Origin of the sequence: Phormidium sp. CCY1219, from assembly GCF_035615515.1 — a bacterium.
Classification (GTDB): domain Bacteria; phylum Cyanobacteriota; class Cyanobacteriia; order Cyanobacteriales; family Laspinemataceae; genus CCY1219.
Genome location: NZ_JAJENT010000734.1, coordinates 36,379 through 50,216, shown reverse-complemented (window position 1 = coordinate 50,216; position 13,838 = coordinate 36,379). Strand labels below are relative to the sequence as shown.

General features: G+C 54.1%; 6 protein-coding genes and 1 other RNA gene. 3 read left to right on the top strand and 4 right to left on the bottom strand.

The genetic code is table 11. The annotated features are described in order from the left end of the window. The first annotated feature begins 333 nt into the window (after positions 1-333). From LKK83_RS22240 to ssrA, 3 genes are all read left to right on the top strand, one after another. Positions 334-8,196: a translocation/assembly module TamB domain-containing protein gene (locus tag LKK83_RS22240; protein WP_324633542.1), complete on the top strand. Its 7,863-nt coding sequence runs from the start codon at positions 334-336 to the stop codon at positions 8,194-8,196. Then, positions 8,174-8,314, top strand: a complete 141-nt coding sequence (locus LKK83_RS22235) for a hypothetical protein (RefSeq protein ID WP_324633550.1) — start codon at positions 8,174-8,176, stop codon at positions 8,312-8,314. Before LKK83_RS22240 ends, LKK83_RS22235 begins: the two co-directional genes overlap by 23 nt. A gap of 163 nt (positions 8,315-8,477) precedes the next feature. Continuing rightward, positions 8,478-8,868: a transfer-messenger RNA gene (gene ssrA / locus LKK83_RS22230) on the top strand. 94 nt (positions 8,869-8,962) lie between these two features. Here the strand turns inward: ssrA and LKK83_RS22225 are convergent. The 4 genes from LKK83_RS22225 to LKK83_RS22210 all read right to left on the bottom strand — a co-directional run bounded on the left by LKK83_RS22225 (position 8,963) and on the right by LKK83_RS22210 (position 13,812). Further along, on the bottom strand, positions 8,963-9,817 hold the full coding sequence (locus LKK83_RS22225) for a carbohydrate ABC transporter permease (RefSeq protein WP_324633549.1): 855 nt from the start codon (positions 9,815-9,817) through the stop codon (positions 8,963-8,965). Positions 9,818-9,950: 133 nt separating this feature from the next. Beyond that, complete coding sequence (locus tag LKK83_RS22220; protein WP_324633541.1) at positions 9,951-11,606, bottom strand: hybrid sensor histidine kinase/response regulator; 1,656 nt, start codon at positions 11,604-11,606, stop codon at positions 9,951-9,953. Between the two features lie 402 nt (positions 11,607-12,008). Beyond that, the gene (locus LKK83_RS22215; protein ID WP_324633540.1) at positions 12,009-13,112 is read right to left on the bottom strand and encodes a hybrid sensor histidine kinase/response regulator; all 1,104 of its coding nucleotides are present in this window, start codon (positions 13,110-13,112) and stop codon (positions 12,009-12,011) included. Continuing rightward, positions 13,090-13,812, bottom strand: coding sequence for an ATP-binding response regulator (locus LKK83_RS22210; RefSeq protein WP_324633539.1), 723 nt, complete (start codon positions 13,810-13,812; stop codon positions 13,090-13,092). Before LKK83_RS22210 ends, LKK83_RS22215 begins: the two co-directional genes overlap by 23 nt. Positions 13,813-13,838: the final 26 nt, after the last annotated feature.

Sequence of the window (13,838 nt, the reverse complement as noted above, 5' to 3'; positions counted from 1 at the left end):
GGCTTTAAGCCTTAGATTCCTTGCCCCGCTTACGTTTTCAGTATTTCAACTTCAACTTTGGCGGGAACGATTCGCACTAACTTCCCTTACTTTATGGCGAGAGACTTCTTCCAGACAAGTTCTCTACCCCCTTTTGCGATCGCTGCCAAATCGACATTCTACCCCAGGGAGTAGCGCTTCTGGGCACTTTCGACTACAGTAAAAGTCAACGATGGGGAATCAAACACTCTCTTGCCCGAGTCTCGATCGAGTTTAGAAGTCCACGGCGCGAGGCTCAAGTCCGACCGACCCCCTGCCCGTCGATAAATTCTGCCCTTTTGGTGTTCCGAGGAGATGAGCAACTCCCCAGATTCGCAAAATCAAACCGAGTCAACTGCAACCCAACCCCGGTGGGTCACGCTGTTAAAACGCACGAGTTTCACCGTGGGCGGAATTCTATTGGTCGGCACCACGGCAGGCATTGCATACGGAATCTATTTTGTCAACAACGAACTGGCCCCGTTCGTCAGCACCCAACTGACCAAACTGGTGCAGCGCCCGGTAGACGTCGGCCCGGTAGAGCGCTTTTCTCTTACCGGACTCACCCTCGGCACCACCGAAGTGCCCCCCACCCCCACGGATCCCGATCGCGCCACCATCCCCACCATCGAAGTCAACTTCGACCTGTGGCAACTGATTCGCACCCGCACCCTCAGCCTCGACATCACCGCGATCGACCCCAATATCTACCTGGAACAAAACAGCGACGGCGCTTGGGTAGACACCCAACTCGCCACTGACGAAGACAGCGAACCCGGTCCGATTTCCATCGAACTCGACACCATCGACTTCATCAACGGCGAACTGGTTCTGGTTGCCAACCCGCAACTGCTCGCGCAACGACTCGGACGCGAAACCCTCCTCCCGCCCAACCCGGTCACCATCCAAGACCTAGACGGGAGTGCGGAATTTCTCGACAATCAAACCCGGGTTGCCTTTGACGTCAGCGGCGATTCCACCCCCAACGGCACCCTCGACATCAGTGGCGAAGTCGCCTTTGAAACCCTAGATACCCAGCTCCAGATCCGGGGACAAAATCTTTACGCCCCGGACATCCTGACCTTAATCCCCAACTTACCCATCCGCGCGTTCGATGGCTCCCTGAATGCCAACTTAGGCATCACGCTGCAAGAAGCCGAGGTGCTGCAATGGCAGGGAACTGCGGGCTTTAATTCCCTAAACGCCCAACTGGCCGGTTTGCCCAAAAAACTCTACAACGCCAGGGGTCGCCTGCGATTTTCCGGCTTAACCGTGGGTCTCGAAGATGCCAGGGCGCTCTACGGGCAAATTCCCGGTACCGCTGCGGGAGTCATCGATACGGCGGGGGAAGGAGAATACAACCTCAACATCGACATCCAACCGGTAAAAGCGGAGAACTTTATCGAAACCCTGGACTTGCCCGCCCCAGTGCCGATTACCGGGGTTTTGGCGGGGGAGATGAACGTCAGCGGACCGCTGCAAGCGCCGGTGGTATTTGCCAGCATCAGCAACCGGGAAACCGCCCAAGTGGATAAAATCGAATTCGAGACGGTTCGCGCCAGTGTGGCGATCGACGTTGGGGAAGAACAGGTGCGACTGACGGAATTTTTCGCCGAACCGGTGGTGGGGGGAGAAATCAGCGGCGGCGGAACCGTGCCCTTGCAGCCGACGGAGGCTCTGGATTTGACCTTTCAGGCCACCTCGATTCCCGGGAATGCGATCGCGGACAATTACCTAGAAGACCCCCTCCCCCTAGCGATCGGGCCGGTATTTGCCACTGCCCGCATCACCGGGTCCCCAGACGAGGCCACCACCCTGGTGGAATGGCAAGCCCTGCAAGGCACCTACCCGGCCCGGGGGGAAATTATCGCCGTGGGCGAAACCATCCTGATACCCAATACCCGCATCCAAGTCGCCGGGGGCGTCATCGCTGCCAACGGAACCCTGCGGGACGAACGATGGCGGGCTACGGTTACGGCGCAGGGTCTGCGGGCCGATCGCCTCGCCCTGCCGGCACAACCGCCGCCCATCGAAGCTGAGGGCATCCTGGACGCCCGCTTCAGCGCCTCCGGCACTCTAGATTTCAGCGTCGAAACCCTCGAAGCGATGGGTCGCGCCACCCTGACCACCACCGACGGGGGCAACCTGAGCGCCAACGCCCGTTTAAACAACGCTCAACTACAGGCCACGGTTCGCGGTGACGAGATTGCCCTAGCCAACCTGGTTCCCACCTCAGCCGCACCAGTGGCCCTGCCCGAGGTAGAAGCAAACCTCACCGCCGATATCGACTCCCTCGAACCCGATCGCCTGCGCGCCACTGCCACCGCCCGAGTGCGGGTACCCGGGGCAGTGGCGATCGCTACGGGTCGCTTAAATCGCGGGCAGTTTTCCCTCACCGCCACTACGGAAGGCGTTCCCCTCGACCCTTGGCTGACCGAACCCTTACCCGTCCCCGTCCGCATTGCCGATGCGCGCGTCACCCTGTCGGGCAATCTAGATGCCTTGCAGCCGGAAGCTCTGAATGCCACTAGCCAAATTCAGCTCAACGTGGCGGGCAATCCGTTGAATGCGCGGGTGCAGTTGCGTCGGGGGCAGTTGGTGGGTTCCGTCACCGCCAATACCGTGCCCCTGGACCCCTTCGTGCCGGCGGATTTCCCGGTTCCGGTGCAATTAGCCCGGGGTCGAGTGAACTTTGCCGGGGATATCGCCCAGTTAGATCCGAGGCAGATGTTTGCCACCACGAACTTGCAGTTACGGGTAGCGGATGCCCCGGTGGGGGTGGAGGGTCGGTTGGTGAACGGGCAGTTCCAAGCGGTGGTGAATGCGAATGGGGTACCGCTGGATCCGCTGCTGGCGGCAGACTTGCCCGTGCAGGTGGGGTTAGTCCGAGGGGAAGCGCGCTTGAGTGGGAATATCGACTCGTTGGAGCCTGAGGGGATTAATGCGATCGCCCAATTGCAGTTCTCGGTCGCAGATGCCGCCATCCGCGCCAATGCCACTGTGCGACGGGGCAATCTGGACGCTACCCTGAGTGCCAACAGCCTGCAGCTCGATCGCTTCGCCCCGGATTTACTCCCCACACCGGTGCGGGTGGATCGCTCGCGCGTCAATCTGGAAGGGGATTTGGCTTCCCTATCCCTCGCGACCCTGAATGCCTCCACCCAATTGCGCCTCACCCTGGCCAACGGTCGCGCGTTTGCCGATGGTAGCCTGAGAAACGGCAACTTTCAAGCCAGCGTCAGAGCGTCGGAAGTGCTGGTCAATGCCCTGACCCGGCGGGCGTTGCCGTTGCGCACGGAAATCGATTCCGGCAATGTCACGGTTTCGGGCACCTTGGCGGCTCTGGATCCGGCCACTTTCGACCCAGACAATCTTAACGCCACCGCGCGGCTGGATTTGAATGTGGCGGATACTGCAGCGCGAGCGAATGCCAGTTTGCGACGGGGGAATTTTCAAGCGACCCTGAGCACCGAGGAGGCGATCGCCAATCGGTTTGCTCCGGATTTGCCTGCCCCGGTGGAAATTGGGCGATCGCGGGTGACGGTGCGGGGGAATATTGACGCTTTGGATATCTTCGGCGTGGATGCCACGGCGCTGGTGCAGCTTCAGGTTGCCGATGGGCGGGTGCGCGGTCGGGGAACCCTGGAGGACGGACGTTTGGCGGCGGTGGTGAATGCTGCCGATTTGCAACTCGCTCAATTCCTGCCCGACTTGAATGCGCCTCTGGAGTTAGAGCGTGCCGCTATCACATTAGATAGCACTCTAGATAATGTGCTAAATTTCCAACCCTCCGCGATTAATGCGGATACGGAATTGGTGCTGCAATCCGGCGAGGGTCGCTTGTTTGCCCAGGGCAACTTACGCAATGGGGCGCTGCAGGCTAGGGGAACGGTGGCGGATATCGGGGTGAATCGATTTGCCCAGTTGCCGTTCCCGGTGGAGCTGTTGCAGGGGCAGTTTGCGGTGTCGGGGACGGTGCCGAATTTAGACCCGAGAGGGCTGAATGCGGAGGTGGAATTGGGGTTAGCGGTGGCCAATGCTGATGCGGTGGCCAGTGCCCGGTTGAATAATGGGGAGTTTGTGGCCACGGTAACGACCCAGGAGGTGCGAGAGAGTGATTTTGGGGAAAATTTACCCAGTACCCTGGAAATTGGCGAGGCGCGGGTGACGGTGACGGGGAACGTTCGGGAGTTCGAGCCAGGTGCGATCGATGCGCGGCTCTTGGGGCAGTTGCAGCTCGCCGGCGGCAGTGTCAGCGCTCGTGGGGCGGTGAGCGAGGGAAATTTGCGGGCATTTGTGGATGCGCGGGAGATTCAGGTGAATCAATTTGCCCCAGACTTGCCAGTGCCGGTGCAGGTGGCTACTGGGGAAGCCACGGTGCGGGGCAATCTGTCCGAGTTGGAACTCTCTACCCTGGATGCGACGACTAGAGTCGAGTTGTTGGTGGATTCTTCGTCGGTGTTCGGCAGCGGGTCTCTGGATGATGGGGCGTTTCAGGCCACCCTGTTGGCGGACGAGCTGACGGTAATCTCACAAAGGGAAAATCCGCTCCGGGTTTCTGGCGCTCGGGTGAATCTGGCGGGAAGTCTCACATCAGCGAATATCGAGGATATATATGCCGAAGCTGACGTGCAATTGGGGCTGGCTGGAGGCGAAATTCGCGGGGACGGCACGTTAAATAATGGCGACTTGAGAGCGTTTGTATATGCGTCCGGATTGGATGGGAATCAACTGGCTGCGGATTTGCCGGTGCAGGTGGAGTTAGCCGATGCGGAAGCAGTGGTGGCGGGAGATATCGCGAATCTCTCTCCCCAGGGGTTGGATGCCAGGGGAGAGGCGCGATTGCAGGTGGCGGGCGCGCCGGTGACGACGGATTTCGGGTGGAATGATGGGGCGTGGCAAGCCACGGTTCGCACGTCAAACTTGCCCCTCAATCCCTTGGTGCCGGCTTTGTCGGAACCTCTGGCACTCTCCGAAGGCACGGTGCGGGTTTCGGGCACGGCGGAATCGTTTGCCCTGGCGGAGGTGAGAGCGGGGGGTGAGGCTCGGTTGATTTTGGCGGATCCGGATCCGGAATCGGCTTTGTCGCCGTTTGCCTCGAGTATATCGCCCTTGCGGACGGCTTTTCGCTGGAATGGGGATAATTTGCAGGTCACGCAGCTCGATGCGCCGGGGTTGAATGCCAGCGGCACGGTGTTTGTGGATGTGAGGGGGGAACAAGCGCCGCAGGTGAGGGGATTTAATTTCGATGTGGCGCTAGATGAGTTTAATTTGGCGGGGTTGCCGTTACCGGTGGAGAATTTGCCGCAAGTTGCCGCTAGGGAGGGGGATGAGGTGCCGCCACCGCCGTATTTGGCGGGTGCGGTATCCTTTGCGGGGCAAGTGCGCGGGACCGCGACGCCGGATCCGGATTCGCCTTTGCCGTTTGCAGTGACGGCGACCGGGGAGATGCGGTTGGCGGATTTGCAGGTGGCGACGTTGGATTTTGAGCCGCTGATAAGTGGTCCGGTGCGGGTGAATACGGCACAAGGGGTGGAGATTGATTTGCGGGGGGATATGGATGCGATCGCGGTGACATTGGACGATCGCTTTTTCCCGGAATCGTTCTTGCTGCGACGGGGGGATACTTTGGCCCGAGGGACGGTGGAGAACCAAGTGCTGCGTTTTGTGGTGGAGGAGTTCCCGTTGGGAATTGCCAATCTGGCGTTTGACTTGCCCCCCGGACCGGTGGGGGGTGCGATTTACAGCAGTGGGGAGTACGATTTGGCCCGGAATGCAGGACGAGCAAACATTGCGGTGGCCGGTCCGAGGGTGGGGTATATTGACGCCGAGCGCTTTGTGGCAGAAGTGGCCTACGATGAGGGCCTGGTGGTGGTGGATGAGGCGCTGTTGCGTTTGGGCGAAAGTGAGTATCGGTTGGCAGCGCGCGCCGTGTTGGCGGAAAATCCCAGCTTTGAAGGGCAAATTGAGGTGGTGGAAGGTCGGGTCCAGGATGTGTTGCAGGCACTACAGTTATTTACTGTGGAAGACGCGCAGCGGGGGTTGACGCCACCGGATTATGCGGGGTCGGAGCAGTTGGATTTGATTTCGGTGGGATTGCCCGGGGAACGCTTGCTGACGCAGTTACGGCGGTTGTCGGAAATCGCGACCTTGGTGCAGCAGCAGGCGGCGATCGCTCGCCAACCGGGGGTGCCGGAGATTATTAAGGTGCGCGGCGAGTTTGATGGGGAGATTACTTTTGCCGGTACGGCGCAAACCGGAGTGGAGGCGAATTTTGATATTGTTAGCGATGGCTTGCAGTGGTTTACGCAACGCCCCTATCAGGCGGTGGTGGGCGATCGCGTGGTATTGCGCGAGGGGCGGGTTGTTGATATTGAGGAGGCGATCGTCCGTGGCAGTTTTGCCAATGGGGTGGTGACGTTGCTCCCTGCGCGAATTCGCACGGAGGAGAGTTTGATTTCGTTTAGCGGTGCGATCGGGGGAGAAAATCAGTCGGGACAATTGCGGGTGGAAAATTTGGCGGTGGATTTGATTCGCAATTTTGTGGAATTGCCGGATAATTTTGATGTGGAAGGGTTGGTGAATTTACGGGCGACTCTGGCGGGAAGTGTGGAAAATCCCCAGTCGCGCGGAGAAGTTTGGTTGGATAATGGCACGGTGAATGGGGAGGAGATTCCCGGATTGCGCGGGGCGTTTAGTTACGATCGCTCTCGGTTGAATTTTAGCAGTATCGCACCGGAGGATTTGCGGGTGAGTGCCAGCGTGCCTCTTCCGCCGACGCCGGGGAATGATGAGTTTAGTTTGAGCGTGGATATCGAGGATGATGGGTTGAGTTTGATTGATGTGGCCACCGGACAGCAGGTGGAATGGGTGGAGGGTAGCGCAACGGTGGAGTTTCAGGCGCAGGGGCGGTTGGATCCGGAGGCAGGGGTCATTGAGGATTTGGTCGCCACGGGAAGTGCGGCGATCGCTAATGCGACAATTGACGCCCAGGCACTCCCGGAACCGCTGACAAATGTCACGGGGACGGCGCAGTTTGAGCGCGATCGGATCGTGGTGGAGGGCATCCGGGGCGAGTTTCGTGAAGGTGAGGTATTGGCGCAAGGAGTGTTGCCGATCGATACCCCCACATCCCAGGTGGAGAATCCGCTAACTGTGCGCTTGGATGAGTTAAGGCTGAATTTAAAAGGGTTATATGAAGGCGGTGTGGACGGGCAGATCGCGATTACCGGCACGGCCCTAGAACCGGATTTGGGTGGCGAAATTCTGCTGTCTGATGGCACCGTGTTGCTGCCCAGCGACCCCTCCGGTCAAGCAGCGGCAAATGGAGCACCTGGGGCAGGGGATGAGGAGCAATTCGGGGTGGAGTATGACGGTTTGCGGGTGGTTCTCGGAGAGGATTTGAAGATTAGCAGTCCGCCCTTGTTGCAGTTTGTGGCCAGTGGGGATTTAACGATTAATGGGTTTATCGACGATCCGCGCCCGCAAGGAACGATTCGTTTGGATCGCGGATTGGTGAATTTGTTTACCACTCAGTTCCGATTGGCTCGAGATGCGGAAAATGTGGCGGTGTTTACGGGGACGTTGAATCCATATTTGGACGTGCGATTGGTGGCAAACGTGCCGGAAGTGCGAAATACTAATTTGGTCTCGGTGGCGTCCCAGAGTGAGGTGAATGACCCCATCGAGACCACGATCGGCGATGGGGAAACGATTCGGGTGATTGCTTCGGTGGAAGGAAGGGCCTCTCAGTTGGAGCAAAATCTGGAGCTGAGCAGTTCCCCGGCGCGCAGCGAACAGGAAATTGTGGCGCTGATTGGTGGTGGGTTTGTCAATACGTTTGGTCAGGGAAATACTACCTTGGCACTGGCGAATATTGCCGGGAATACTCTGCTGTTGGATGTGCAAAATTCGATCGCCAATGCTCTGGGGTTAAGCGAATTTCGTCTCGGGCCTGCGATCGTCGATCGCGGCAGTTTCGAGCAGTTGGCTTTAGAGGTGAAAGCTGGGGTCGATATTACTTCTAATTTCTCGGTTTCTGTGGAACGAGTTCTGGTGGATGAAAGACCCACGGATTTTAGTGTCCGCTATCGGATTAATGATGAGGTGATTCTGCGCGGCGCTACGGATTTTGATGACAACCACCGCGCTTTGTTTGAGTACCAATTGCGCTTTTAATATCAAGTTCGCCGGAATCGATGAAAAAATTAGTCCGATTTTAGGAGGCGGAAACCGAGGTGCGGGGGTGGCGGGGAGAGTGACAGCGACGCCTCGCGCGATCGCCAATTCACTTTAACCCACTTCAACAATTGCTCGCTTGGATCCGATACTGAAATAATCCACTGTCAGTGCTTGGGGTGCGATCGCAATCCCATTGGGTCAAACTTCCGGGAAAACTCTACTTGAAAATTACGGCTTCCCGGCGGTTGTCAATCGCGATTCGCGGCATCATAGTCAGTGGGCCTGAAATGGTTTCGACGGTTTTGTGAAAGCGACATCGTGACCCAGGCCGAGAGCGAGTCTTCTCTCGTAAATCTCAGACTCAAAACCAAAGTAACTGCGAACAACATCGTTCCTTTCGCTCGTCAGACACTCACCGTTACTGTCTAAAACTCTCTCACAGATTCGAGCGGTCTGCAATTTGACTCCGTTAAGAATTGCGGACAAAACCCCAACGGATGCTCTAGCACGAGTTTTCCGATGTAGTGCTAGCTAAGCGTTCATTCGGAATTCCCTCATCCGGGACAAAGGATGAATTCTCACTCATGGGATTAAATGAGCTAAGCTTGTGAACGAGCGATCGGCGAATAGCAAAATCGGACAGGAGTTCGACTCTCCTCAGATCCATTTTTCTTTCACATCTGTCAAAACTGCCAGTGGTTTCCCCCACTGGCAGTTTTTGCTGTGGACAATTGGTTAAATATCCATCCCGTGGCTTTCATCCTCAACTTTTAACGCTCAGTCGGACAATCGACAAGGATAAAATAATGACAAACAACACCATGCCAATGCTACAAGCATAGCCAATTTCTAACTCTTGGAATGCTTTTTCATATAAATAATAAACAATTGTTTTAGAACTATTCAGCGGCCCGCCTTGGGTCATCACGTACACTTCTTCAAACACTTTCGTTGCCGCAATGGACGAAATCACCGCCACGAGGAGCAAATACGGACGCATCAAAGGCACTGTAATATCCCAATGCTTGCGAATGCCATCGGAACCGTCGAGTTCTGCTGCTTCATACAGCTCTGGACTAATCGATTGCAACCCCGCTAAATAAATCATCATGTAATATCCCAATCCTTTCCACACCGTAACGGTCATTACGCTAAATAAGGCAAGGTCGGGACTGGTTAACCAGCCAATTCCCTCTCCTTCACTGACTAAACCAATTCCTCGTAGCAGTTGATTGAATAGTCCATTGTCGGCATAAAGCCATTTCCACGCAATTCCCGCTACCACCATCGAAATCACCACTGGGGTGTAAAACGCGGCTCTAAACGCACTAATGCCGCGCAATTTTTGGTTGACTAAAATAGCGAGTCCAAGGGGTAAAACCACCAACAAGGGAACTACAAAAACCAGATAAACTAAGGTGTTGCGAAGCGTTTCCCAAAACAGGCGATCGCTCAACAAACGCCGCAGGTTGGCCAGTCCCACCCAGGTCGGCGGTTGGGTAAGGTCGTATTCATATTGCGTGAAACTCAGGTAAAAAGCTTGTAATGCAGGCCAAAATACCGTGAAAGTTAGGATTATCCCGGCGGGAAGTAAAAATAAATAAGGCGTGTAGTTCATTTTCGAGAAGGGGCGATCGCCCAAAAATTTTCGTACCCCAATGATTTTTTCTCGCCCGGTTTTCATTATCGATTCAAAGGAGATTTTTTTCATAACATCAGATGGTATTGGTCATTGGTCATTAACAACCCGCTTAATCGCCTTGGTAGACATCGATGGGCAGTTTGACGGTAACGGTGGTACCGATACCGAGTTCGCTTTCGAGTTCCACTTGTCCGCCGTGTAGTTGAACGCATTTTTGTACGATTGCCAATCCCAGACCGGTGCCGCGAATGGTGCCCACATTGGTAGCGCGTTGGAAAGACTCGAACAGGTGTTGCGTCTCTACTTTAGGAATGCCAATGCCCGGGTCTTGAATGCGGAAAATTGCCAGGAGAGACGGGGCATTTTGCGTGTTTACCAATGGGGTATTCGAGGGATGACAGGTGAGTTCTAGCTTGATTTCGCCGCCGTCGGGGGAATATTTAATGGCATTAGAAAGGAGGTTTTTGAGGATTTGGCGCAGTAATTTCGGATCGAGAATGACCTCGATCGCCTGGCGATCGCAGATCCACTGAATGTGATGGCGATCGCTCTTGGTGCTGTTCATTTCTTCGATGAGCTGGGTGCAAAATCCCACTAACTCCACCGGGGTGGGGTTAAACCTCAGTTTTCCGCTTTGCGCCTCACCGACCAACATGATATCTTCCACCAAAGCGGTCATGTATTCTATAGCGGTTTCTATCCGATTAAAATGAGTTTGCTTTTTTTCCTCCTGCCATCCATCGCCGTAAACTTGGAGTAATTCGCTGGATGATAAAATCACGCTCATCGGGGTGCGAAATTCATGGGAAATGGTGGTAATCAAGCGGCTTTTTAATTCGCTCAGTTCCTTTTCCAGTTCTAAAGAGCGGCGGATTTCGGCTTCAGCTAAGGAGCGTTCTTTGATTTCAGTTTCCAGGCGGATTCTTTCTTTTTCTAGGGCTTCGGTTTGCTGGCGGGCACTGATATCGCGAAAGACATAAACCGCGCCAATAATTTTATTATTTTCGTCATTAATCGGGGCTACAGTATCGTCAATGGGAATTTGACGTCCGTCTTTAGCAATCAGTAGGCGATCGCAACTGGCTGTCCACCCGCGATCGACCGGTGAAGGCTCGTCAATATTTTCGAGGGAGATTTCGTTGCCTTCTGCTAGCTGCAAATTGTGTTTACCGGGCGCTTCTGGGTAAGGAAGATGAGCTGAGGGATTGACAATGCAAAAGACTTCTGAAACATCTTTTCCCAGAGCTTGCGATCGCCTCCAGCCGGTAATCGATTCGGCAACGGGATTAATAAAACGGATAATTCCGCCAGCGTCAGTGGCAATAACCGCCTCGCCAATGGAGTGCAAAGTGGTAGCAAACCATTGCTGACTTTGTTTTAATTCTTGTTCGAGTTGATGGCGATAAATGGCCATCTCGATAGTAGTTTTAAGATAGTTGGCTTCTAAAGGTTTAACTAAATAGCCGAAAGGAGTGGTCAGCTTAGCGCGCTGTAAGGTTTCTTCATCACTAGATTCTGTTAAATAAACCACCGGAATATTGAAGCGATCGCGGATTTGTTTGGCAGCACTGACCCCATTTATTGTTCCGGATAAATTCAGATCGATCAACACCACATCGAGTTGACGATCTTTTGCTGCTGCAATTGCCGCTTCTCCGGAGGTGACAGCGATCGGCACTTGATATCCCAAGTTTTCTAACATTTTTTGAAGTTCGAGCGCCTGGATCTGCTCATCTTCAACCACTAAAATTTGTTGATTGGCCACGATCCGTACTTCCTGCGTTTAAATGACTACGATGGGGAACAGCTCATCAGACAAAGAACCAAAAAAAGGATCGGGAATGAATTGCTGCGAGCAATCCTGTAGTTGCACTCAGAGATGTTTTGAGCTGCGATCGCCATCTTGTTCCAAAGGGTCGCCGGGGGAGGTTAATCAAGGGAGTGAAGCTACAGGTTAAGGCGTCGGGGGCGATCGCCGGTTTGGAGATCCCCCTTGTAAAGCGGGTGCGGGAGACGCGAACCACCCAGAGCAAGCGATCGAGAGGGGGGTATAACAATTGAGAACTCAGAACCCAGGAATTGAGAAAGTTTTTAGGTTTTAACGGTGGATTTTGTGGATTGTTTCAACTTTCCCCTGGTATCTTTGTCCACTTGCCCCCTCATCGGTTTAATCCGCTTGGTAAATAGGCAGCACCACAAACACGGTGGTTTCTTCTTCGGGAATGCTTTCGATGGTGAGTTTGCCGCTGTATAATTCGGCAAGACGTTTGCCGATCGCGATCCCGAGTCCGGATCCTTGTTGTTCGTAGATTTTGCGCTCGAATTGCATATATGCCCCGTGATTGGCGATTTGTTCGCGAGTCATGCCCCGCCCTTTGTCCATCACCGTCAGGGTATAAGAATGGGTGCCGCTGGTGCTACCGCAAACGGCGATCGGGGTTCCGCTTTCAGAATACTTGCATGCATTATCCACTAATTCTTCCACAATTTTGTGCAGGTGAATCTCGGAAATTGCCAAAGTCGCCTCTTCCAGGTCCAGTTGTAGGTCACTTTCGCGCTTTGCTTGTTGTGCTTTCCGTTGCGCGCTAGCGGAAATGGTGCTGCGGGCGGAACTCATTGCATCTTGACGCAGAACGTCCATCCGTTGCGGTTGATGAGCGGCGAGTTCGAGTTCGGCATAGAGCAAATAATTTTGAATCAGTCGATTTAACCGTTTTGCCGAAGACTGGATATCCAGTAACATGGTTTGGATTTCTGGTTTTTCCAGGTCTTCAAACTCATCGAACAGCAGTTGAGAATAGCCCAGGATGCCATTGAGCGGCGTTCGCAATTCATGGGGGAGAGCGTGAGCGATGTTACTGCTTAACTCTTCGAGTTTTTTTTGCGTATTTTTTTCGCTGACTTCTTGTTTTTGGATGCGAGTAGCGATCGCGGCAAGCAGTTCTTCCCGGCTAAACGGCTTGGTTAGATAATCATCTGCCCCGAGTTCCATGCCTTTGCGGGTGTCGGATTTATCTGCTTTAGCGGTGAGAAAAATAAACGGAATCGTTGCGGTTTGTGGATTTTTTCGCAATTCGGTCAAGACGCCATAGCCATCGATTTCGGGCATCATTACATCGCAGACGATTAAATCGGGCACTTCTTCGGTTGCCACTTGAATCCCCTGGTGACCGTTTTCGGCTGCGATCGCATCAAAGTCTTCCGCGTCCAACAGGTCTACTAGGTTTTCTCGAACTGCTGTTTCGTCTTCAATTACTAGAATTTTCTTCATTGTTTTTCCGGTTAATTAAATTTAGTTTACGCAACAACCTTGCATTTTCTGGGGAGAGAAAGTTTTGCAGGTTAGACACTTGATTGAGTAGGGCAATTTCTCTGGCGCATTCTTGTTGCAAAACCTGCAAGTATCGCTCTCGCGCTTCCCCTTCTGGTGAGTTTTTGAGCATGTGAATCGCCATGTTAATATTGGAAAGGGGATCGCGCAACTCCTGAGAGAGTTTTTGCAATAAGTCCTCTTTGGTGTCGAGAATCTGCCGCAATTCCTGCATTTGTTTTTGCAGCGCCTGGGTTCTGCGTTGCTCGGTTTGGTATTCTTGTAACATGGCGGCATGCTTTTCCAGTCTAATGGCGATCGCGGCGACCAGTTCATCTCGGGTAAAGGGTTTGGTCAGATAATCATCTGCACCCAGTTCCATTCCCAGACGCAGATCGCTTCGGTCTGCTTTCGCCGTTAGAAAAATAAAGGGTATTTTAGCAGTATTCGGATCTTCGCGCAACTCTATGAGTACGCTGTAACCATCCATCTGCGGCATCATTATGTCACAAATGATTAGATTTGGCTGTTCTTTTTTTGCCAAATCTACCCCGACTCGACCATTCGGCGCGCCGATCGCTGCAAACTCCTCTGCTATCAGCATTTCTACCAGATTGTAGCGAACAGATTTTTCATCTTCGATGACAAGAATCTTTGTCATGGTTAACCGTCCTTTAATGACGCCTG